Raw genomic sequence first — 23,325 nt, 5'->3', positions numbered from 1 at the left:
GTCTGCTTGGTGAATTTTTTCAGGGAGTCAAAAGTATAAGCGGCAGCTTCGCGAACCTGACCTGCCACGTAAAGTTTTCGTTAAGCTTTTTTCTTACCCTGCCGTTACCTCATCATAAACGGGTCCCAGGCTCCGTTCCAGTCCGGTTCCCTGCATATAGGTGACGCCGGGAATACTGCCGGTTTTAAGAATCTCTTCCTTGGATTTTCCGGCTTTCACTTCTTTTTCCACATAGGCGACCGTTTTTTCCAGGTAGTCCTTGAATAGTTTTATCTCTTCCTGCCCTCCCGTCACTTTTTCGGGGTCAAAAGCGTGGCCAAAGACAAAGAGGGTATTTTTATCGAAAGTTTTCTGGGTGTTGTCAAGTACTTTAATCCAGCTCTTGACGCTGGCTCCGGCGGAGGCGTCCACAAACGGGTAGCGGCCATTAAAGAGCAAATCGCCCAGGTGAGCGACGTTCGCGTTTTCGAAGTGCACGATGCTGTCGCCGTTGGTGTGCCCCGCCCCAAAGTAGTGCATTTTGATGCTTTCCTTACCCACCTTCTGCTTCCAGGAATCGGTGAAAGTCAGGTCCGGAAACAGTTGCTTCTCGACGCTATTCTGCTTTTCGGCAACCTCACGCTGGTTCCGGGCCGAGTTGGCATGAGCCACGACGTTTTTCGCTATACCCTTGAAAGCAATGTTGCCACCCGAATGGTCGCCATGATGGTGGGTGTTGATCAGGTAGGAAATGGGCTGCTCGTTCGTTTTGCGCAGCGCACCGATCAAGTGTTCCGATTGCTCGGGAAACTGCGTATCCACCACTACAATACCCTCTTTATTGATAAAATAAGCGATCGTGCCGCCCTTTTCGGTAAAAATGCCCACGCCCCCTCGCAGGTCACGCATTTTGTAAGGATCTTCGGCCAGTAGTTGGGCCAAGAGATTTTTTGAGCTCAATAAAGAAACACCCGAAAGGACCGAAGCTCCGAGAAAATGACGACGTTGCATAATTGAAAAGTCTGGTTTGTTAATGATTTGGCAAGATAGCAAACGAAGGTTGAATACGCTGTTAAAATAATCCCAGCGTCCGCTATTTGCACAGGCCACAAAATCCATTTGGAATTTCCCCCCCGCGTTCAGTTCTTTGTAGAAATTTTGAGCCGGATAAGGCGCATGGATTATACTGGTTGCTGACCAACCAGATTATTGGAATCAAGCGTACAGCTCATTTCCCACTTTACATTATTAATAACAAATATGCTTTTCCCCGAAGAACTGAGATACACTGAAGACCACGAGTGGGTACGCCTTGAAGGCGGAGTGGCTACCGTAGGCATTACGGACCATGCCCAAAATGAACTTGGTGACATCGTTTATATCGATGTGACTTCGGTCGGCGATTCGCTGGCAAAAAGCGAAGTCTTCGGCTCCGTAGAGGCAGTGAAGACGGTCTCTGATCTATTCCTCCCAGTAGCTGGTGAAGTTCTGGAGGTAAATCCGGCATTGGACGGTACTCCGGAAGCGGTCAACAATGACCCTTACGGAGATGGTTGGATCATTAAAATGAAAGTTTCGGATGCCAGCGAACTCGACAGCCTCATGTCGGCAGAGGATTATAAGACATTTGTGGGGGCCTAGCGGCCCGAATCATTAATTTGGAAGCTCCGAGAGGAGCTTTTTTTATGAAAATTCGTAAACTAAACGGATGAATACACTCCTGCGCGCTGTAAAAATTGTGGACAAACACTCGCCTTGGAACGGGCAGGTCAGGGATGTACTTTTGCAAGGGGGCCGAATCGTCCGCATTGGTGAAGCTCTGGATGCCGACGGCGCAGAAATCCGCGAGGGCAAGGGCTGGTGCGTTTCGCCGGGCTGGATGGATATGCGTATAGCTTCACGCGATCCCGGGTACGAACACGAAGAAGATCTCGACTCGGTCCGTCGCGTCGCCGCGCGGGGCGGTTTTACAGAGATTATGCTGTTGCCTAATTCGAAACCCGTGGTAGATGCCAAAGACACGCTCAACTATGTGAGGCAACCGCGTCCGGGCCAACCCGTCCGTGTGCATGTGGCAGCAGCCGTCACGCGAAAGGCCGAAGGGGTCGATTTTACCGAAATGATCGACCTGCACCATGCCGGAGCCGTAGCCTTTACCGATGGTGAAGTACCCATCCAGAACGCCGACATTTTGCTCAAAGCGTTGCTGTACCTGCGCCCGCTGGACTCGCTGCTGATTAACCGCCCCGAAGACCGGCAACTGACGCTGTTTGGCCAAATGAACGAGGGAATCACCAGCACCCTATTGGGACTTAAAGGAATGCCCGCCCTGGGCGAAGAAATGATGCTGAGCCGCGACCTGAAATTGCTGGCCTACGCCACTGAGAAAGTGGGTCCGGTGAACCAGGGGAATGACGAAAATTCCGGGCGTAATGCATTGCCGCAGCTACATGTTTCGCTTGTCTCTACGGCCCGTGCCGTATCACTTATCCGCGAAGCCAAGGCGCAGGGCCTGCCCGTAAGCTGTGACGTGGCGGCACACCAGCTGGCTTACGACGATTCTGCTTTGATGAACTTCGACACAAACCTGAAGGTCAATCCCCCCTTTCGTTCTCCCGCTGATATCGCTGCCCTGCGCGAAGGATTGGCCGATGGCACGATCGACATTTTCGTATCGGATCACAGCCCGCATGCCGAGGAAAATAAAAACGTGGAGTTTGATCAGGCCGATTTTGGAATTACCGCGTTGGAAACCGCCTTCTCTCTTGCCCTGATGCACAGCGGATTGACTATTGAAGACATTGTTGAAAAAATCACCGCCAATCCGCGTCGTATTCTTCGGTTGCCTCATGTCATTATTTCTGAAAACCAACCTGCCAATCTCACCATATTTTCTCCGGATGAAGAATGGACTTTTGACAAGTCCCTTTCCAAATCCAGGAACTCGCCTTTCTTGGGAAGTAAACTTCCGGGGAGAGTAATTGGGGTTGTAAATGAGGACGCTCAGTTGTGGGGTACATAAAGCTTGGTCATCAGGCCGCTGGTGTTTGTCGTATAGCGCCATTATCAAAGCCCACACACTTCCAATCGATCAAATTTTTTACCATTCAAACGAAAAATGCCCAGCGCTACTCAGAATTATTTTAATAAACCCTTGCTAAAAATTCCGATGATTTTTGGAGCGGCGACGGGTGTGATGGCTTTCCTGTTCTTCCTGGGATTATACGCGATCGGCGTCATGCCACTGGGGAACAATAAGGTGCTGGATTTCGGAATTTTCCTGATAATGATGGTAGCGGCCTGCTGGTACTACCGCCGAAATATCGGTCACGGCTACATGCACTTCTGGGAAGGGCTGACCATCTGTTACGTCGTCAATACGGTGGGGGCATTCGTGGTGGGCTGGTTGATATTTCTTTTTGTCGAATTTGTCGACCCTGACTTGTTTGCCAAATACATAGCCGAGATGCAGCAACTGCTGGTGCAGGGAAAAGCCGACCTGGTGAAGGATATCGGTGAGGCGGAGTTTCAGTCGATGTTGAAAGCGGTGGTCAATACCAAACCTGGACAACTAATCACTGACGAAATGGCCAAGAAAACCGTAATGGCTGTACTACCCATACTGATTATCTCGCTTATTTTCCGCCGGCAGGAACCAGTCCCCCTTCGTCCCAAAAGCTAGTTAAGGCCTTTGATTCTTTTGGCAAATCGGTGTACTTTTATCCCAGATTGTTCCAAACCCTACACTTTTAAATACCCCTCCTCATGCAAGAGCAACCGTCTGTAGCCCGTGTGGCGCTAAAATTTGGCGTAATCATCGGCATCGCCGTGATCGTTTACTCCACCATCCTGACCATCGCTGAACTTAACCAGAACCAAGGTCTGTCGTCTATCTCGTTCCTGATTCTGGCGGCCGGAATGGTTTTTGCGATGCGCGAATTCCGCACCCAAAACGATGGCTTCATGTCCTACGGCCAGGGGTTGGGAATCGGTAGCCTCATGTCGACTATCGTTGGTTTGCTTTCGTCTACCTTCTCAATCTTTTACACGCAATTCATTGACCCCAACGTTATGGAACGGGCCATGGATAAAGCGCGCGAGGATATGGAAAGCCGGGGCATGAGTGATGCCCAGATTGACGCCGGCATCGAGATGGCGCAAAAATTCCAGACGCCCGGTATCATGTTTCTGATGGGAATCGTGATATTTTTAGTTGTTGGGTTCATCATTGCGCTCATCGTATCCGCCATCATGCGTCGCAACAAGCCGGTTTTCGAATAATTAACTCTGAATCAGAGAATACCGGAATAACAGCGGGGCCGTGTGTGCGTAGCAAACCGCCCCTTCTTTTCATTCACTCATTCAAAATCAAATTGCTTCCCATCTTTCAAAAAGAAGTCAGTAGTTTCTTCAACTCCCTGATTGCCTACATTGTCATGGCGGCGTTTCTGCTGGCAGTTGGCTTGATCGTCTGGGTATTTCCCGATTCCAGCGTTCTGAACTACGGGTATGCGGATCTCAGTACTTTTTTCAACCTCACCCCCTTTGTATTGGTGTTCCTGATACCCGCCATCACCATGCGGTCGCTGGCCGAGGAAAGCCGGACCGGAACCCTTGAATTGTTGCTCACCAAACCGTTGAGCGATGTGTCGCTGGTTGTGGGGAAGTTTCTGGCAAACTGGCTCTTAGTGGCCATTATGCTGCTGCCCACACTGCTGTACTACTTCAGTATATATCAACTGGGCAATCCGCCTGGCAATATCGACTCGGCGGCAGTCTTCGGTTCTTACATCGGGCTGCTGCTGTTGAGCGGCGTACTCACGGCAATGGGATTGTGGGCGTCCTCCCTGAATGACAACCAGATCGTCGCCTTCGTTATCGGCGTCTTTCTTGGGTTTGTCTGGTACAGCGGTTTCGGCGCCTTGTCGCAGTTGCTGGGTTCGGGTAGTTTGGCGCTGTTCTTCTCCGCCGCTGCTCTCGACCAGCAATACCAGGCGCTGGGTCGCGGACTAGTCGACCTTCGCAATGTCATTTATTTGCTCAGCCTCATTGCTTTTTTCCTGATGCTAACGTACTGGCGGGTGGGAAAACTACGCCGGTAGTCAAAGCTTCATCTTCGCACTTCCCTTCCTGATTGACTCGTAGATAGCATCGAGGACGATCATATCTTTCAGGCCCTCCTGCCCGTCTACTGGGGGATCAATTGTTTTATTATTCAAAATAATGTCAGCCATGCCGTCCATTTGTGCAGTTTGGTGAGTTACTACGGGCTCATCAAGCGGCCCCTTATGGGTGCGCCCTTTGATGGGTCCGTAGCCATAGGCAGGACTTAATTCGGCGAAACCTTTGTCGCCCTGAGCATACAACCGCTCAAACCTGATATTGTACGAGGTAGCGCAACTGGCGACCAGGCCACTGGGAAAGCCCAGCTGGAATTGAATGGTTTCGTCCACCTCGGCAAACTTGACCGGGTCGGTTTTGGTTTCCTGAGCAGTGACCCAAATCGGCTCTTCATTGGACAGGTAGCGGGCCGCATTGAGACAGTAAATGCCTACGTCCATCAGAGCACCCCCTCCGGCCAGGGATTTTTTGAGTCGCCACTGCGTAGGATCACCGATTTTGAAGCCCTGGTAGTTGTCGATGTAATTCAATTTGCCCATTTCGCCCGCCTGGATCATTTCGATAACCTTACGAGTATAGGGCTCAAAGTGTAATCGATAACCAATCAGCAGTTTCACGCCCGCTTTTTCACAAGCTGCAATCATTTTACGGGCGTTGGCAGCGGTATCGGCCATGGGTTTTTCACATATCACATGCTTGCCGGCCGCTGCCACCTGCATAACGTGCTTGGCATGAAGCGAGTTGGGCGTAATGACATACACCACGTCGATATCAGGGTTATTCTTCATCTGCCCGACGGTTTCGTAGTTGTATACGTTCTTGTCGGGGATATTGTACTCTTTTTTCCAAACAGGAATTTTTTCGGGGCTCCCCGTCACGATCCCCACTAGTTCCGCCGATTGGCAGTCTTTCATGGCCTTTGCTACGCGCGTACCATAGCTGCCCAGGCCCATAATAGCGACGCGCAGCTTACGCGCAGGCTGCTGGGCAGAATTTGTAGCAGGTGTGGCAGAAAGTAAAGTGGGAGCCAGGGAGGCTAGTCCGGTGCTCAGCGTTATTTTTTGGAGAAAGTCGCGTCGGGAAGTCATATTGGCAAGGATAATGATGAAAATACGGTAGGCAAAGTGTGAAAGTTGCTGTCTTTACTGATTCATACGTCTGCAAGTAACGGCAAGATCCCGGAACTATCGATAAAAAAATAACCTATTGAACAATATGAGTACCTTTATTGAATTTCTTACCGTTATGAAGTAAAGTTATAAACATCGCCAGGAATCAGCTGGTTGAGCCGGAAACCAGCCCTGTTGCTCATGGCTTAGGATACAAAACAATATGAGAAAAAAGATACTCTTATTTTTACTGATAGGATTATCCGCAGCTATGGCCCAAACGCCATACTCGAACTCCTGGATTGATTACAGCCAGACTTATTTTAAAATCGCCATCCCCAAAGCTGGAATCTACCAAATCGCAGCTTCTGAACTGGAGGCTGCCGGTTTTCCGACTGCGGCGGCAGTGTCTGACAATATTCAACTTTTTCATCGAGGGCGGGAAGTGGCCATCCGGGTGGTAGGCGGAAGTGACGGAAAGCTTGGTTCAACGGGATACCTGGAATTTTTCTCTCCCGGAAATACAGGCGAACAGGATAGCCTGGTTTATCGTCCCTATTCAGCCCGTCCGCCCACCGGCGTTAGCCTTTATAATGCCGATGCCTATTATTTCCTGACCGTTAGCGCAACCCAAAAAGGCAAACGCATCCAGCAGGTCCCCTACTCCGTCACCAATGCAAAGCCGGAAGCTTTTCACCTGGAACGGCAGGTGAAAGAGTACCAGGACGAGTGGTCGTTTAACAATAATAACGGACTGGTTCCAAATCTGCAGCACAGCTACTACGAGCGTGGGGAAAACTGGACAGGAAAGGTAATTCAGGGGGATTCTCTGGCCAGTTACAACATCTCGCTTTCCAATAGGGTGAGCAACGCCACGTATCCGATAAAGCTGAAGGCATTGATCAACGGCCGCTTTGGAACTTACCACCAGATCAAGTTTTTTATTGGCTCCCGCAATTTCGACACCCTTCAATTCATTGGTTTCGACCATCGCAATATCCAGGGCACGGTGGCCGAAAGCGAACTAAACGCTAAGGGTGAATTCGTGCTGGCCATGAAATCGGACTCCAAAAGTCCGCTGGAACTCTATTCATTGACCCGCTACGAGGTCACGTACCCGCAGCGTTTCACGATGGCCGGTCAGACTGGAAAATACTTCTATCTGATTCCCAATCCGGCTAATGTTTCCAGTATCGCAGTAGAGTCTTTGACTGATTCGGAAGGCCCGACCTCTCGCGTTTATGATGTTACCGATCCCGAAAATCCCCGGTATCTGGAAAGTAAGTATGAGAATGCGCAATTGCAGACGACCGTGCTCGGAACGGCAGCCAGTCGCTCACTATTCGTGTCGAGAAGTCTCCTGAAAAGCAAATCCATCCAGAAAGTACCTTTCAAACCTTACGCGACCGGATTCAATTATATAATTATCACCCATAGCTTACTTGAAAGCTCCGCCCAAGCTTATGCAGAGTATAGACGGTCGGCGGCAGGGGGTAGTTTCAACGTGCTGGTGGCCGATGCGAAGGAACTCGACAACCAATTTAATTTTGGAGAAAGAGGGCCGCTGGGTATCCGCAATTTCCTCGACCACCAGCTCAAAGACGGTAAGAAGGATAAGTACCTTTTGCTGATCGGCAATGGCGTAAGCTTTCCCGATGTGCTGAAAACCTGGCAAGACCGTGACCATGTCCCTACTTTTGGATATCCCGGGTCAGATGTACTGCTGTCGGCGGGGCTGGGCGGCACACAACCCGACAGCGAGGCTTTCCGAACGGGCAGGCTTAGCGCTAACAGTAATGGGGAGGTACTCTCTTATCTGAGCAAGATCAAAGAGGTGGAGGCCGCCGAAGCGGACATCTCGACCAAGAAACTACTGCACCTCAGCGGGGGGAAGTCAGCCGATGAAATCACCCGGCTCAAAACGATTCTGGGAGGAATTGAGCCGCTGGTCGAGGATGCTTTCCTAAGGGGTTCGGTAGAAACACTGGTTAAGCAAACCAACGAACCAGTAGAGAATGTGAATATTGCGGAACAGGTGAACGCTGGTCTCGGCATGATCACGTTCATGGGTCACGCTTCGCCCACGGTACCTGACCTGAACATCGGCTTTGCCTCCTCTCCTGCTTCTCAGTTGAGCAATAAAGGAAAGTATCCCTTCATGTACTTCAATGGGTGCGGGGTTGGCAACGTCTTTTACCGCTACGAAACGCTGGCCACGGATTGGCTGATGGCAGCCGACAAGGGAGCCATTGGCGTTCTGTCCAATTCATACTGGAGTTATGCTCCTACCTCGGGAAAGTACCTGGAGAAGCTCTATCGGGCTTTGTTTACTCAGGAGGCGACGCTGGGCCGTCCCATCGGTGAGGTACTGCAAAAAGTGAGTCACGAGATTGCGGTAGACTCCCCTGACCCGTACGATATTGCCAATATCCATCAACTCATATTACTTGGCGATCCGGCTTTGGTCGTATTCAGGATCAGTAAGCCAGACTATTCGGTGGGAGCAAAAAGTCTTTTTATCCAAAGTAAGAACCCCTCGTTGGCGCTTGGAAAAGCGGACTCTATTCAGGTGGGCATAGTGCTGACCAATGTAGGTAAGGCGGAGACCAACCGCACTCTGAGCATTCGCCTGAACAAAACGCCTGAAAACGGTCCGGCGACGGTGTCACAACATGTGATCCGTGCACCTGCGCTACGGGACACGCTTTACCTGACTTTCCAGAATTCCGGGCCGCTTGCGGAGCTGGAGGTACTTGTGGATGAAAAAAATGAAGTGGATGAGCTCCGCAAAGACAATAACCGGGCGTTGCTCGGGTTGGATTGGGATCGGATCGCGGCGTCAGTCGTCTATCCGGCGTCCGTCCGGCCCGACCGACTGAACCCAACCATGCAGGTGAGCGTGAATGGCAGAATACCCGCAAACGATGCCGTAGTCGGTGCAAACCCTACGGTTGTGGTACTGCTGAAAGACGAAAACCCGCTCGCCCTCGACCCTGCTCTGATCGAACTCTACCTGAAATCCTGCGATAGTTGTGAATTCAAAAAAATAGAAACTAGGCAAATCAACTACCTGCTAGAAGACGACAATAGCCTGAGCGCAACCTATCAGGCTTCGGGTGGAACGGGAAACTACACTTTGCTGGTGCAGGGAAAAGATAAAAGCGGCAACCGGGTGGGTGAGCCGTACCGCATCCGGTGGAGCGTCACGGAAGGTTTGGAAACACTTGGCGTCCGCGTCAGCCCTAACCCGACAAGTTACTACGCAAAGTTTCTGGTACCCGTCCCCCAGGACTTCAATGGACAGGCGCTCAAACTGTCAATTTATTCCCTTTCCGGGCAGTTACTGGAAGATATGGAATTCAAAGCCCATCCAGGTGATAATGAGTTGTATTGGCTCATCAAACAACCAGCGGGAATGTACCTGTACAAAATTCAGGTAGACGATCAGATGTACAATGGCCGGATATTGGTCAATTGAATCACGCTTTACCGTGCTTACTTAGCTTCCTGAGCAGGCTGGTGCCAGCATTTATTTTACCGTTGATCAGGCAATCTAATTCTGGCAAAATTCGGATGCAACCTAAAAAAGAAAGCCAGCCCACGCAATGGCAGGCCGGCTTTCGGAGAATTCACAGCCTGACTTCTCACGAAGAGAAATTGGAGAAGGCGTCGGTCTGCGAGCCGCCCTTCAGGGTCAGCTCACTCACCGAGCCGATCGTTTTCAGAACTGGCTTGACGTACTGCTTCTTGGCATTTCGGGCAGCTGCGCCCTTGGTGGTATCTGTGTTCATGGGAGTTTCTGTTTTTTTGATGAGATGAGAAGGCCTGGGCAAGGGAAGCATCCCGCGCCTACTGCTTCAGTACTTTGAATGTGTCGGTGCTGCCGTTGGTGCGCGTCACCTTCACCACGTACAGGCCCGTGGGCAGGCTCTTCACGTCCAGGCCCGTGTCCGAGACGCTCTCCGTGTGGATCACCGCAACCCCCATCGCATTGTAGAGCTCCACCCGGCTGATCTTGCTCAGATCGTCGGTCTTCAGCAACAGCCGCTCAGCCACTGGATTGGGGTACAGGGCAGTTTCGATATTGATGTCGAATTCCAGACTTTTGATCCGGCTGTAATCGAAAGTTCCGTCCCGGTCGACCATCCGCAGGCGATACAGGTTGGAGCCGTTGGCCGGATTCACGTCCGTGAACGAATACCATTGCGTGTTCTTGCTGTTGCCCTCGGCAGCTACTTTGCCGATCATCCGCCAGTTCTTACCGTTCAGGCTGTGCTCCACCTCGAAGCGATCGCTGTTGATTTCCTCGGCCGTGCTCCAGCTCAGCAGCGCCGTCTGGGCTTCCTTCTGGGCTGAGAAGCTCGACAGCAGCACCGGACTGGGCGCGGCAGTGACATTGGCCGAAGTGGCTATGGCATTGTTCCCGACTGCGTCACCGGCGACCGGGGCGGGATTCTGGAAGTTGGCGTTGGTTTGCGGGTTGGCGGCGGTCTCGGCAGCGCCGTAAAGCGTTATGCTGATGGTGGTGCCGTCGCCCGCTACTATGGGCACACTGCTGGTGGCCGTGACGGTCCGCAGCCCCACATCATAGGTGAACGTGAACAGCGGGTTGGTTTGCGCGATGGTGGGGCTGGTGCCAGCCGGCCCCGCCGGGTCGTAGGGGAGGTAGGCGGTAGGGAACGACACCTGGATGACGATTCCGCCGGCCGGAACGGTCCCGGCCTGCCCGGCCATGGCGAAAGTGAGCTGGGCCTGGGCGAAGTTGGTCGCCTGTATGGGGTTGGGCGCGATCTGGTAGGCCGTCAGCTGAGGATCGAGTTGTCCGAAGCTGTTCTGGTAAAAACCCAAAGCGGCAAGCAACAGCGTCAGGCGCACTAGTTTTAAAAATCGATTGCTCATATGTATCAGTAGTTAATGGTTAATGGGTAATGGTTGGTTTTAGATTATTCGATGCTGATCAGGTAGATACTCGTGTTGTTTGTATCCGGTGCTTCTCCACCTGTATCGGTAAATATTCGGGCTGTGACATTGGCCTGTGCCTTCGTGCTGCCATCGGCTGTCACCTGAATAACGATGGCCTTGTTTCCACCGTCCGGGATCGACAGGCCATCTTTCAGTGTGATCAGATACCGTGCCGACTGTTCGACAATGGTCCATTCGGTATTGTCAACCGTGGTTTGACCCGTGACGGCCGAGCTGGTTGCGTTCGGGCTAATAGCGATAGTGAATGCCGGCGTGATTTTGGAAATTTCGAATGTCACGGGTCCCGTCGTGGCCCCGTCACCGATGTTGAATATTCTGACCACCACATCACGCTGGTTGCCCTGAACATAGGTGGAAGCGTTTGAGAAAATCAGAGGCGTCAAGTCAGGGGTAGTATTGACATTATTTGCATCCAAATTAATCCTTCCGGCGGTTGATAGGGCTCTGCCTTGAAGCGAAGCTCCCGTTAAAAGGCTGATAGCTCCATTTGCGATAATGGTTCCCTTAAACACGGAACCGATTCCCAGGTTAACAGCGCCATCTACCTGAAAATACACATTTTCAAAAGAGGCGCCATTTATCAATACTATACTGGACCCAGTGGCCGTCGATAACGCCCCGTTCAATTTGATAATAAAGACAGCGTTCGGATCACCTTGTCCATCCAGGGTAAGTGTCCCCGTCAAATCAGATGCAGATGCAGGAACGCTTTGACAGTAAACGCCCGGTATCAGGGTTTGCCCCCCTATGCTTGCACTTATTGGAGTAGCTGATGCACAATCTAACGCACTCAATTCAGCGTAGGCAGCCATTACATCAGCGGCAGCCTGCAGAGAGGCAGCATTTTCGATATTCGTTTCTCCGATTACCATGCCTGGCGGAAATCCTGTCAACTCGCCTGAATTTGTCCCAATGTTACCTTTTACTACGGAAGATCCATTGTTTGCAATTGCCCCGGTTACGGTGAATAAAGCATACGTAGAAGCTACTCCTAAATTGGGGGCCTGTGCCCGACTTAAACTATTGAAAGCCAAAGGAATTAGCAGCACAATAACAATACGAAATAGTTTCATGTTTTTTTGTTTAGTTTGATGAAATTTCTGCTAAAGCAAGGTGAGAACCTTTTGCATTGCTATTGTTATACAAGAAATTATGAAAGTTGCATATTTCACACATATTGGTCACATCATGCACTCAAAATTCCCAACCGAATCATTTATGTTGTAAAGTAACTCCGGAAGGTTGGGAGGAATGGAAACAGGTTTATGATATGGCTAGGATTCTTGACGTGGTATTCCTGCTGAGGGCACCACTTACCCGAAGATTCATACTCTTCGTCGAGGTTGCTTACCCCATAAAATATGCACATCTCCTGATAGAGTAGTGGAACAGGCTACAGATATTAACCCTTAGACGCGAAGACGCAACTGCAAGGCAGTCAGTCGTTAGGTTCAGAGCCGTGCGAAAAGGTAATAACATTGCCACGGTGAAGGACGCAGTTAACATGTGTGTAGGATGCTTCTGGCCAAACGCTCAACTGGCTGGCCGGAGCTATACGAACACATCAAATGACACCAATACGATAGGGAATCGCAGAGCGAAGGAGCTTCTTATATTTACGCTTACTATAACGCAATGTATAGCTACCAATAGCGTATCTAAAAATTGGAGTAACCCAGTAAATTAAAGAGAATTATAGTTGGTCAAGCGTAACCTGCCTTATGTGTTTTAGCTTTTTGAATTCACGCGGCGTCACGCCAGTAATCTTTTTAAATTGATTGGACAGGTGAGATACACTGCTATAATGCATTTTGTAAGAAATTTGAGTCAGACTCAGTTCATCATATGAGAGCAGCTCTTTTACTCGTTCGATTTTGTGGATAATGATGTATTTTTCAATCGTCGTTCCGGTTTCTTCCGAAAACATATTTGCTAGGTAAGTGTAGTCACGGCTAAGCTTCTGACTTATATAATTTGAAAAATTGGTTTTCGGTGAATCATCGCAGTGATGCACCATCTCGACGATGGTATTCCTTATTTTCTCGATCAGGATTGCCTTCTTGTTAGCCATAAGTTCTAGACCGTGCCTCAGTAAAGCGGCTTTTAGTTCTATTCGCTGCTCATGATTCAAATCTTGGGTTATATCTACTTCGCCCAAATTTATTATGCCGTAATGTAGTCCAAGCTTGTCCAGCTCTGTTTGAACTATGACCTTACAGCGTGAGCTGACCATACATTTTATATTTATTCTCATTGAGGAGCCTAATTAATGATGGATATTCGCATAACTTGTATTAGCTCATTATGCTGCAAATGGATTCCCTCCCAAGCAAGTTGGATCGGATTAGTACCGGAGTTGTTTAGTACTTTTCTTTTGAGCTCAATTCAATGCATTTTATGCTGTCTTTTTCAATTACAGCACCCGAAATGCGACCCTAATCTGCCAATCATCTTCGCATACCACAGGTTAACAATTTGATTGTCCAACTCCCACCTAGTTGTCTACTCCTCACAACCCATTGTACTTTTTAGTACCGTCTATCTGATCATACTGGTCTGAAAAAGGAAAGCTTCATTACTCTCTATCTTAAAGGTTTCCTGAGCCAGATATCAAATACCAATCTTTTCATACCCTGACTCTCAACGTCTATACTGGTCTCGATAACAATTGTTTAGCTTCATCCTCTAATGCTTTCAATACGTTAGCAGTTGACATTTCGAGGTGTATGAGTTCATGGTATCTTTTTCTGAGATATTCCTTGAAATTCATCAACGTAGAGTAATGCGGGTCCTCAACTGGTATCCCTTCTACTTCATCTACCCCTTCTGCCAAGGTAATGATGTATCCCAATGAAAAGGAAACACTGTACTTACCATCGCTTATACGGCAGTACAAGTTCTCCTTCTTACCAGGCTCTAAGTAGTAACCTATATTTATCATGTATGTATTGGTACGTTACTAACTGATAAAGGTAACCTAAAATTTTTAATTTATATCTTTGATTATCAATACTTTTACATCAGTAGTGCGCTCGTCATGCCTTTTACAAACTACCCAAAAACATGTGTATGAGAGTGAGCATGAAAAACTCACGCAAATGCAGCCTAAGCAGGCATAACTGATATGTTGGGGAATTACACCTTATATGCGTTGATCGATTGAATTAGGGGCCGACTGGTACTATAATTCTCCAAAGTACCCAAGGAGAAATGTAAACCGATAACAGGAAACCTAAGCAACACATTAGGTCGTTTGAACTGAAAAAGCAATCCGGATACTAGAATTGCCTACATCCTTAAGGCCATCCAATTCAACCAAATTCCTTAGATTGTTGAGATAAACTTAGATACGTTGAAACGGCATAGTACCAGTCAACAACAAAATCACTCTTTACCGTACTTACTGATTGTCGTGATTCGGCTGATACCCGTGTCGATTTTTCCACTTCCGATGCAGTTGGTCTCCTGACAGTATTCCAGCGAAGTATCTTCCCGGTATACCAGTCCTACACCCGGTGCGTACACTTCAATGCGTTTATTGACCGAAACTAAGCTCGAGTCACGTCGCTGCACTACAGAAAGGCTTTTCGGAAAATCATTCCGGGCCGGGAACGGCGCATCAAATTGAACCTGGTAGCTCTCTGGAACTCTGGCATTAAGCATGTTACCATTCCAGGTACTTTGGTCGGTAAGTGGAAAGGCTAATTTCACGAAAGCGACGTTGTTTTCCACCCTCACTGCCCTGTCGGGTATCCGGTAGGCAGTCCAGACCGAATCCAGCGTCCAGGATGCTTCCGGACGTGGCTTCTTGTACCGCTGAACCGGAAACTGTTCGATTCCGGTACTGCCCGGGAAAGATTGTCCGTACACTTCTCTGAGGAAGTAGGTAGTTCTGGCGGGTACAGGAGATGTAACGTTGTACCGTACTTCGTTGATTTCATATTCGATGTACCTGCCGGTTTCCACCGGAAAATAGTCGTAACCTGCACCTTGCAAAAGGTTGCTTTCAGGAGATTCACAACCCAAAAGCACAAGTAGGCCAAACACTGGCCAAAAGCTCCTAATTTTTTTCATGACTTTTCATCTCTTCCAACCACACACCAAGAAATAACGCCTTTGAGGCCAGGGAGTAATACCTCGACTTCTGGCGAAGTGGAATCGCTGTGTTGAATACGATTTCAACGACTTTATCGAATTTCTTCTTGTCCACAAAATCCCAAAGCAAATGTCCGTTGTTAAAAATGGATTTTGTCTGAAGATGCAGAATTTGAAAACTCAATAATCCGTATTCGCTAAAACTGGTTTTGTTTCCTCTGTTCAGAATTTCCTGTGGCAGAATATCTTTCAAAGCCCGACGGATGGTATCTCTCCCCTTCCCGTCTCCGAATTTTATCCTTTCAGGGATAGCAAGGGAGAGCTCGACCAGTTTTTCATCAAAAAATGGATGGGCGTAATGGTGACCGTAGTGAAGCCCAATGTGGCGCAGTTGCTCGGTAGCATCTACATACGATTTATTCGTAATCTCCCTGAACTGATCTGTGTAATCAGCCGAGAGTTCATCAAATAAACTGTCCGCATTCATACAAGCTTCCCCGTGTTCGAATGTAGCCGCAAATTCAGGAGTAAGGATATTTCCGGGAGTAGGAAATTTCAGCCGACTTGTCATCTTTTCAAACCCGGAATTTAGAAAATTCTGATACGAATATCCGTACTCAAAAGAGAGGGCTCGGGCAGTTTTGAGAAATTTCCCCAGGTCTTTCTTTTTCAGCAAGCTCCATAGCTCGCCGTTGAGATAGTGTTGAGCATATCTTTTCTGTTTTTCACTGGCGGGCATCTGCAGCCAACCGGGGTCAAGATGGCTCAAATCGCGCTGTTCGGCGTACTGGTTGATCGTCTGTTTCAGGGCAGGCCAGTTTTCGGCATCCCGGTAGGCCTGAATGAGTTCGCTGCCATGCCCCACCACTGAATCGCCATCGTGACCCGTAAGCACCACATCACAACCCGCCAGCTGAATCTGGTCGGCCGCAGCGAAGTGGAATCCTGAGGGTAATGGAAAATGTTCCGGTCGGTCGAACAAGCGGCTGAGCAGGGCCACTGACCCGTACACATCAGACGCCGGGTGCCCCTCAAAATGGCGGGATTGAATTTTTTCCCGCACTACCCGCACAAACTGGCTTTCGTCCGTTGAGGGCAGCTCTGGATTTATATAAAAGGTAGCGATGGGGCCAGCCAGCTGATGGGCAACACAGGCCACCGAGGAGGAATCGATCCCGCCGCTCAGGTGCGCACCCACCGAATCGAACCCTGCCGTACTTTTCCTGACCGAATCGGTGAAGTAGTCACGAAATAATTCGATGTATTCTTCTTCCCGGCTGATGCTGCGGTAACGGGCAGGGTCTACCTTCCAATAGCAGTGTTGCGCCTTCTCTCCTGCCTGAATTGTAAGGTTATGGGCGGGTAGTGCAGCTTTGACGTTTCTATAAAAAGTACGGTCTTCAAAACTCCGATACGAGGTTTCCGGAAGGAGAAAATTTTTGACTTTCACATGGTCGATAGAATCACTCGACGCCTTGAAGGTCGGCAGGTAACTGATCCGATTGGCAAAAGCAAAATGAGAATCTGGTTGATAATCGTAATAAAGCGTCTTGAAACCGAACCGATCGCGTGACACAACCAATTGGTCTGCTTTCCGATCCCAAATCACGTAAACAAACTCGCCCGACAGATATTTCGATAGTCCTTCTCCCCATTGCCGATAGGCATGGGCGAGTAGTTCGGCGGGAGACACACGGCGGTCTAATGCCAGCAGGGTTTGCACCTCCCGCTCATTGTGCAAACGGGTGTCGGCGACGATAATTAGGTCGGAGTCTATCAGGAAAGATTCCGGCGTGGATACTTCTACATGACCACCAGCAAAATTGACTCGCTGTCCTGATGAACTTTCCAAAGTACCTGGATTAGTATCAGAATCTGTTGCGCCGAAATGGATAAGGCCCGAAAAGTGGGGCGCGATCAGACAGGGGGTATGCATACAAATTCCTATTTTATGCTCAACCTAAAAAAGAAAGCCAGCCCACGCAATGGCAGGCCGGCTTTCGGAGAATTCACAGCCTGACTTCTTACGAAGAGAAGTTGGAGAAGGCGTCGGTCTGCGAGCCGCCCTTCAGGGTCAGCTCACTCACCGAGCCGATCGTTTTCAGAACTGGCTTGACGTACTGCTTCTTGGTGTTTCGGGCAGCTGCGCCCTTGGTGGTATCTTTGTTCATGGGAGTTTCTGTTTTTGATATGAGATGAGAAGGCCTGGGCAAGGGAAGCATCCCGCGCCTACTGCTTCAGTACTTTGAATGTGTCGGTGCTGCCGTTGGTGCGCGTCACCTTCACCACGTACAGGCCCGTGGGCAGGCTCTTCACGTCCAGGCCCGTGTCCGAGACGCTCTCCGTGTGGATCACCGCAACCCCCATCGCATTGTAGAGCTCCACCCGGCTGATCTTGCTCAGATCGTCGGTCTTCAGCAACAGCCGCTCGGCCACCGGGTTGGGGTACAGGGCAGTTTCGATATTGATGTCGAATTCCAGACTTTTGATCCGGCTGTAATAGAAAGTTCCGTCCCGGTCGACCATTCGCAGGCGGTAGAGGTTGGAGCCGTTGGCCGGATTCACATCCGTGAATGAATACCATTGCGTGTTCTTGCTGTTGCCCTCGGCAGCCACCTGGCCGATCATCCGCCAGCTCTTGCCGTTCAAACTGTGCTCCACCTCGAAGCGCTCGCTGTTGACCTCCTCGGCCGTGCTCCAGCTCAGCAGAGCCGTCTGGGCCTCTTTCTGGGCTGAGAAGCTCGAGAGCAGCACCGGCGCAGGGCCGGCAATCACACTTGCCGTGGTCGAACGGTTGTCATTTTCAGTGCTGTTGCCCGATGGTTGAGGGGCGTACGTGAGGTTGGCAATGGTAGCCGCACTGGCGGTCTCCTCAAAACCGGCCACAGCGATGTCTATCTGCGTACCGTTGCCCGGAGCCAGCGCCACATTGCTCACACCCCTGACGGTGCGCTCTGCCTGGTTGTAGGTGAAGGTGAACAGGCCGTTGCTGCTGGTGACGGTGGGGTTGCTCTCCGGTACGGGCCGGTAGGCGGTCGGGAAGGAAATCTGAATTATGACCGAACCCGCCGGGGCCGTTGTGGCGCCCTGCCCCCCCACGGAGAAATTGACTGTCGCGGTGGCCGCGCTCCCGAAGGGAATGGCGTTGGGGGCCACCTGGATTGCGGCTATCTGCGGGTCGATCGCATCCTGCCCGAAACCGAGTCCGGCAGACATCAGCGCGCCCGTGAATAGGGCCAGGCGCATGGAATTCAAAAAAAGCTTTCTCATGTTGATTTTCATTGGGAGTGAATTGACTATTGCTTGCGTGAGTGAATTAATTGTTGCTTGAACTGTTGATGCCTATCCGGTAGACTGTAAGGTTGTTGTTGACCGGCGTCTCGCCGCCGCCCGTCCCGTTGAAGACCCTTGCCGTAATGGTGGCCGCCGCGTTCGGGGTGGTGCTCGCACTCACCTGGATCACGATTTCCTTGCTGCCGCCCGCGGGGATGGAAAGCCCGGCGTTCAATGTCACCAGATAGCGCGCAAACTCTTCGTTGAATGTCCATTCGCCATTGGCCACGGCGGTGTGGTCAGTCACGTTGGAGGAGGTGGCGTTTGGATCGACCGCTATGGTGAAGGACGGGGTGATCTTGTTTATCTCGAAGGTGACCGGACCCGAGGTGGGGGCAGTGCCCACGTTGTAGATGGTGACCACCACGTCTTTCTGATCGCCGCCGTTGTAGGTCGCCCCGTTTGAGAATATAGACGGCGTCAGGTCAGGGGTACCAGCCGTCTGGCTCAATCCGCCAAATTCATTAAGCTTCTCATCCACTACATCGGCAATACCATCATTGTCGGCATCGGTAGTGTCATCGATCTCGCCATCGCCACCGTTTGCCTGGTCGAGGTTGCCGTTGCCATTTTCCACAATATCATTCGTACCATCTCCATCACTGTCCGTGTCGATATAGTCGGGACCATCGTTGTTGACAGGGTCCGAGTCCTGCGGAGCGGGGCTGTTGGCATCACCGAACGTGTTGGGTGCACCATCCACGCTATCCTGAATACCATCCCCGTCGCTGTCGGGGCCATCCACCACTCCATCTTCTGGCGAATCGGTAGCGTTAGGGTCACCACCTTCCACAAGGTCGCTGACTGAATCGTTGTCGCTATCCAAATCCTGGAAGTTCGGTAGTGGATCATTGTCGGAGTTTACAGGCGTCGGGACGTTATTGACCGAGCCGAATACTCCATCGTTGGTATCGGCAGTGCCAAGAATACCATCGCCATCGGCATCCGTGCCTTCTACCATTCCGTTGTTGTTCCCGTCTATAATAGCGGGATCGCCATTTTCAATGATGTCGTTGATGCTGTCATTGTCGCTGTCGAGGTCGTTAGCATCGGGCGCACCGTCGCCATCGGTATCGATCGGCGCTGCCAGATCATCTGAGCCGAAGGCGTTGTCCTGTTCGTCGACACTGTCCTGAATACCGTCATTGTCGGTGTCAGCTACCACGTCGATTACGCCGTTCTTGTCCGAATCAAAGCTGCCTGGGTTGGGTATACCGCTCTCGTACAGATCTTTAATACCATCGTTGTCGCTGTCGAGATCGAGGTAGTTGGGCACAGTGTCACTGTCACTGTCTTTGAGGGCAGCACCCGGTGACCCGAAGGCACCAGTCGCAGTATCGACACTGTCCTGAATACCGTCGTTGTCAGAGTCCGTTCCATTGTCGACCACACCGTTATTGTCAGCATCGGTAAAGCCAGTCAGGCCGCTCTCGTACAGATCCTTGATGCCATCATTGTCGCTATCCAGGTCGAGGTAGTTTGGTACCGAATCACTATCGGTATCAGCAAAGGTGATGACCTCAGGTGAACCGAAGGTGTCGTCAGCAGTATCCACATTGTCGCGGATACCGTCTCCGTCAGCATCCGCACCATCCAGCACACCGTCATTGTTGGCATCGAGTGTACCCAGATCAGGGCGACCGCTTTCGGTCAAATCTTTGATGCCGTCGTTGTCGCTATCAAGGTCACGGTAGTCAGGTGCATTGTCGCCATCCGTATTTTTCGGTGCCGTCAAATTATCTGTACCAAACGTTCCATCGTTGCCATCAGCGCTATCCTGAATACCATCGTTGTCGGCATCAGGACCGTCCACCACGCCATCGTTATTGACATCGGTCAGACCAGTGTAGCCACTTTCGATGAGGTCTTTGATACCATCGTTGTCACTGTCCAGATCGAGGTAGTCAGGTACACCATCGCCGTCGGTATCTCTTGGTGTTGCCACCGCAACCGGATTCTGACCATTCAGAACACCATTTCCATCAGGATCATTGGCGCTGATTTGGGCTGGCGTCAGACCCGATTCGTATAGGTCTAGGATACCGTCATTATCACTGTCAAGGTCGAGGTAGTTGGGTATTCCATCGCCGTCCTGGTCGTCGTTGTTGGGATCGCCATCATTATTGGTATCCTCGATCGTGTCGGGAATTCCGTCGTTGTCACTATCAATGTCGCAGTTATTGAACAGGCCGTCGCCATCTGTATCGATAGTAGCCGATTTGTTATTCACTGCATTACACGTTTCACAGTCGTCAGGAATGCCGTCGCCGTCAGAATCCACGGAGTCATCTCCAGTATTAAGAGGATCCTTACATACTTCGTTACAATCTAGTACTCCATCATTGTCATCGTCACGTTGTACAAAGGCGTAATACACTCGAACTGCATCTGAGGTAGCGAAGGTACCCAGCACGCCAAAATCAACAGTGATACGTATTTCGTCAAACGACTGGGTAGTTTTGATGCCTACCTTGGTAAGCCCCGTTCCGTTAGAGAGAACCGATAGACCCACTAGAGAAATCCCACTGGCATTGGAATCATCCCGCAAGTTTCCATCTAGGTAGGTTCGAATGCGAAGTCCACCCAGTACACCCAAATCCAGCAGGTTTCCGTTTTTGCTCACTACGAAACCGGCAAAAGCATTGGCTGGTATAATGGTGTAAGGAGCATCGCCTGTTGTGCGTACAGAAATGCTACCTTCACATCCAACACCTAAGAAAGGTGGACGAATTCTACCATAATCTGTATAATCTCCATTCACCACTAGGTTCTCATCATCTACCCTCGCAGAACCAAGGCCAAGACAAGAGCTCCCCCCCGTTCGGTTGCCGTCATTCACGATAGCAGCACCCGGATACGCTCCGCCAGACGCCAGAAGATCCTGACAATCAGAACAAGTGCTCCCACTTTCAAAGGCATAGTATATTCGTAAAACACCCACATTAATAGATGCCGTTTGTGCCACAACCAGTCTTACTTCATTGTAAGAGAGGGTTGTAGGAATCGATACCTTCTGTACCGGATCGGTGCCGCCAAGCGCGGCAACTCCTACTAGCGTCCCACTACTATTCAGAGCAACATCCTCTCTCAGTTCTCCGTGTAGGTAAGTTTGAATCCTCAAATTGCTCAACACATCGGTGCTTAGCAAACTGGCTTCCTGTTGAATGACAAATCCGACCCGCCCATTTGCCGGATAGATGGTTTGAAGACTTTTGACACCAACATAGGGGGGAGATGAAAGCAGACCAGTGCCTACTGGTAAAGCCAAACTGGCAAAAGTTTTCTTATCGCCATCTGTAATGTTACCAGGATTAGCGAGTGTAGCCAGAGCATTCAGAAGACCCGGATTGAAGTTAACAACGGTTTGGTTCCCCGCGATCTGATCTTCACAGATATTGTTGTTATCCAATGTCCCGCATGCAGGATCAAAGGCAGTTGCATAATATATCTTTAAGGAATTGGCAGCTGTCAAATTGGCCAAAGTACCTCTAACTAAGCGAACTTCGTCAAAAGGCTGAGCTGTCTTGAAACTAAGGTAAACCTTGCCAGGTGAGCCACCGGAAAGTAGTGTGACACCAAGTCCGGTTGAAAAAGTACGTGATTCAGCCGGTGCGCCGTTATTATATGTCTGTACTTGAAGGCCTTCCAAAGCACGGGCACTCAATAAGCCATTGCTTCCAAGCTCCACAACATAGCCCGCGTAAAAACCCGACGGGTAAGTCGTGTTGGCATCCGCAACGCTCACACCCTGATCAGAAGCCGCTGTTAGCAGGTTAGCAATTTCAGCGTAGTTTCCCGTATTACCGTCTGTCAGGTTTTCAATTCCATTACCAGTGGTAAAGCCTATCTGAACAACACTTCCACCGACCGGAGCAGCAGTAGTACCCGGCCCAATCAGCGGCATATAACAGGGTGCGCCGTTCTGGGCGAAAGATTTTTGGGGAAGGAAGGAGATTATCCCGAGTAGAAGGAATACTAAATAGACATAGCACTCCTGGCGGATGCGTCGCGTGGAACCCATAATGAAAGAGACGTAAAAGGTTGATACAGAATTAATGAAATTAGGTTTTCTAAAATCAGCTTTTCTTCAACATTGTGTGTGTCTACTTCAAAGATGTGTGTGTGTTCTTACGAGCGTGTGTGTCTTATGTAACAGGTCTTCTTATGGGGGCGTTTCCTACTATATGGTCACAAATATTGGGAATCCTATCTACATATCAAAGCCTGGATAGCAGTTATTTAAGCTGGATATGTAATTAATATTTTTTAAATTATTTTGGCACGGTTAGTGCTTATGTAGCTCTTTTTAATATATCAATTAGTATGCCAAAAGCTAATTAATCGTCTAAATCATCGCATAATTCGATATTTTTATCAATATTTAGCCCGTTTGTATACCAAGAGCAGCCAAGCAGACACTTTGTAAATTTTGGTTAATTCAGGAGAAGAAAACAATAAAAAAAGTTTAAGATTTTTTTATTGTTAGAGTTAGATGCTTAAAAAAGCAGCCAGGATATCCAACTATTGTTGACATAATTATCATACATATGGCTATGTAGATTTGTGTTATATTTCAGTGACTTAAATCATAGATTATACTTTAATAAAAACATCAAAATAATACTGTTGATGGCATACAAATACGACAGGGTACTTCGAGCGGTCAAATGTAATTTCACTGCTCAAAGTACCCTGTCATATTAAA

At 49.7% G+C, this 23,325-nt stretch carries 17 protein-coding genes; 6 read left to right on the top strand and 11 right to left on the bottom strand.

Annotated features, from left to right (window positions below):
- Positions 1–93: 93 nt before the first annotated feature.
- Positions 94–921, bottom strand: coding sequence for an MBL fold metallo-hydrolase (locus IE117_RS15355; RefSeq protein WP_229580915.1), 828 nt, complete (start codon positions 919–921; stop codon positions 94–96).
- Positions 922–1,239: 318 nt separating this feature from the next.
- Between IE117_RS15355 and gcvH the strand changes: the two genes are divergently transcribed.
- The 5 genes from gcvH (at position 1,240) to gldF (ending at position 5,081) form a co-directional block, all read left to right on the top strand.
- Positions 1,240–1,620, top strand: a complete 381-nt coding sequence (gene gcvH, locus IE117_RS15350; protein WP_189565310.1) for a glycine cleavage system protein GcvH — start codon at positions 1,240–1,242, stop codon at positions 1,618–1,620.
- Positions 1,621–1,687: 67 nt separating this feature from the next.
- Positions 1,688–3,001, top strand: a complete 1,314-nt coding sequence (locus IE117_RS15345) for a dihydroorotase (protein WP_189565309.1) — start codon at positions 1,688–1,690, stop codon at positions 2,999–3,001.
- A 96-nt stretch (positions 3,002–3,097) separates the two neighbouring features.
- Positions 3,098–3,661, top strand: coding sequence for a DUF4199 domain-containing protein (locus IE117_RS15340; RefSeq protein ID WP_189565308.1), 564 nt, complete (start codon positions 3,098–3,100; stop codon positions 3,659–3,661).
- Between the two features lie 83 nt (positions 3,662–3,744).
- Positions 3,745–4,260 carry a DUF4199 domain-containing protein gene (locus IE117_RS15335; protein ID WP_189565307.1) on the top strand — a complete coding sequence of 172 codons (516 nt, stop codon included), beginning with the start codon at positions 3,745–3,747 and terminating at the stop codon, positions 4,258–4,260.
- Between the two features lie 92 nt (positions 4,261–4,352).
- Positions 4,353–5,081 carry a gliding motility-associated ABC transporter permease subunit GldF gene (gldF, locus tag IE117_RS15330; RefSeq protein ID WP_189565306.1) on the top strand — a complete coding sequence of 243 codons (729 nt, stop codon included), beginning with the start codon at positions 4,353–4,355 and terminating at the stop codon, positions 5,079–5,081.
- On the opposite strand, the gene IE117_RS15325 is transcribed toward gldF, so the two are convergent.
- Positions 5,082–6,188 carry a Gfo/Idh/MocA family protein gene (locus IE117_RS15325; protein WP_189565305.1) on the bottom strand — a complete coding sequence of 369 codons (1,107 nt, stop codon included), beginning with the start codon at positions 6,186–6,188 and terminating at the stop codon, positions 5,082–5,084.
- 244 nt (positions 6,189–6,432) lie between these two features.
- On the opposite strand from IE117_RS15325, the gene porU2 reads away from it, so the two are divergent.
- A complete protein-coding gene (porU2, locus tag IE117_RS15320; protein WP_445482617.1) occupies positions 6,433–9,687 on the top strand; it encodes a putative type IX secretion system sortase PorU2 in 3,255 nt (1,084 codons plus the stop codon).
- A gap of 166 nt (positions 9,688–9,853) precedes the next feature.
- On the opposite strand, the gene IE117_RS15315 is transcribed toward porU2, so the two are convergent.
- The 9 genes from IE117_RS15315 to IE117_RS15275 form a co-directional block, all read right to left on the bottom strand.
- Positions 9,854–10,000: a hypothetical protein gene (locus IE117_RS15315; protein WP_189565303.1), complete on the bottom strand. Its 147-nt coding sequence runs from the start codon at positions 9,998–10,000 to the stop codon at positions 9,854–9,856.
- A 58-nt stretch (positions 10,001–10,058) separates the two neighbouring features.
- Positions 10,059–11,108, bottom strand: a complete 1,050-nt coding sequence (locus tag IE117_RS15310) for a T9SS type A sorting domain-containing protein (protein ID WP_189565302.1) — start codon at positions 11,106–11,108, stop codon at positions 10,059–10,061.
- A gap of 44 nt (positions 11,109–11,152) precedes the next feature.
- Entirely contained in the window at positions 11,153–12,265 is a 1,113-nt protein-coding gene (locus tag IE117_RS15305; RefSeq protein WP_189565301.1) for an ice-binding family protein, read from the bottom strand.
- A gap of 620 nt (positions 12,266–12,885) precedes the next feature.
- On the bottom strand, positions 12,886–13,446 hold the full coding sequence (locus IE117_RS15300) for a helix-turn-helix domain-containing protein (protein WP_189565300.1): 561 nt from the start codon (positions 13,444–13,446) through the stop codon (positions 12,886–12,888).
- A gap of 1,130 nt (positions 13,447–14,576) precedes the next feature.
- Entirely contained in the window at positions 14,577–15,188 is a 612-nt protein-coding gene (locus IE117_RS15295) for a hypothetical protein (RefSeq protein ID WP_189565299.1), read from the bottom strand.
- Positions 15,189–15,252: 64 nt separating this feature from the next.
- Entirely contained in the window at positions 15,253–17,223 is a 1,971-nt protein-coding gene (locus IE117_RS15290) for an asparagine synthase-related protein (RefSeq protein WP_189565298.1), read from the bottom strand.
- A gap of 88 nt (positions 17,224–17,311) precedes the next feature.
- Positions 17,312–17,458, bottom strand: a complete 147-nt coding sequence (locus IE117_RS15285; RefSeq protein ID WP_189565297.1) for a hypothetical protein — start codon at positions 17,456–17,458, stop codon at positions 17,312–17,314.
- A gap of 58 nt (positions 17,459–17,516) precedes the next feature.
- On the bottom strand, positions 17,517–18,557 hold the full coding sequence (locus tag IE117_RS15280) for a T9SS type A sorting domain-containing protein (RefSeq protein WP_189565296.1): 1,041 nt from the start codon (positions 18,555–18,557) through the stop codon (positions 17,517–17,519).
- 46 nt (positions 18,558–18,603) lie between these two features.
- Positions 18,604–22,641, bottom strand: coding sequence for a hypothetical protein (locus IE117_RS15275; RefSeq protein WP_189565295.1), 4,038 nt, complete (start codon positions 22,639–22,641; stop codon positions 18,604–18,606).
- Positions 22,642–23,325: the final 684 nt, after the last annotated feature.

Source organism: Persicitalea jodogahamensis (genome assembly GCF_014651615.1).
In the GTDB taxonomy this organism is placed as follows: domain Bacteria; phylum Bacteroidota; class Bacteroidia; order Cytophagales; family Spirosomataceae; genus Persicitalea; species Persicitalea jodogahamensis.
This window is presented reverse-complemented; position numbering and strand designations above follow the sequence as displayed.

Coding starts and splice junctions, on each gene's coding strand:
- IE117_RS15290 (WP_189565298.1), bottom strand. CDS start 17,223: ATGCATACCCCCTGTCTGATCGCGCCCCACTTTTCGGGCCTTATCCAT.
- IE117_RS15340 (WP_189565308.1), top strand. CDS start 3,098: ATGCCCAGCGCTACTCAGAATTATTTTAATAAACCCTTGCTAAAAATT.
- IE117_RS15280 (WP_189565296.1), bottom strand. CDS start 18,557: ATGAGAAAGCTTTTTTTGAATTCCATGCGCCTGGCCCTATTCACGGGC.
- porU2 (WP_445482617.1), top strand. CDS start 6,433: ATGAGAAAAAAGATACTCTTATTTTTACTGATAGGATTATCCGCAGCT.
- IE117_RS15275 (WP_189565295.1), bottom strand. CDS start 22,641: ATGGGTTCCACGCGACGCATCCGCCAGGAGTGCTATGTCTATTTAGTA.
- IE117_RS15335 (WP_189565307.1), top strand. CDS start 3,745: ATGCAAGAGCAACCGTCTGTAGCCCGTGTGGCGCTAAAATTTGGCGTA.
- IE117_RS15310 (WP_189565302.1), bottom strand. CDS start 11,108: ATGAGCAATCGATTTTTAAAACTAGTGCGCCTGACGCTGTTGCTTGCC.
- IE117_RS15345 (WP_189565309.1), top strand. CDS start 1,688: ATGAATACACTCCTGCGCGCTGTAAAAATTGTGGACAAACACTCGCCT.
- IE117_RS15315 (WP_189565303.1), bottom strand. CDS start 10,000: ATGAACACAGATACCACCAAGGGCGCAGCTGCCCGAAATGCCAAGAAG.
- IE117_RS15285 (WP_189565297.1), bottom strand. CDS start 17,458: ATGAACAAAGATACCACCAAGGGCGCAGCTGCCCGAAACACCAAGAAG.
- IE117_RS15305 (WP_189565301.1), bottom strand. CDS start 12,265: ATGAAACTATTTCGTATTGTTATTGTGCTGCTAATTCCTTTGGCTTTC.
- IE117_RS15325 (WP_189565305.1), bottom strand. CDS start 6,188: ATGACTTCCCGACGCGACTTTCTCCAAAAAATAACGCTGAGCACCGGA.
- IE117_RS15300 (WP_189565300.1), bottom strand. CDS start 13,446: ATGAGAATAAATATAAAATGTATGGTCAGCTCACGCTGTAAGGTCATA.
- gcvH (WP_189565310.1), top strand. CDS start 1,240: ATGCTTTTCCCCGAAGAACTGAGATACACTGAAGACCACGAGTGGGTA.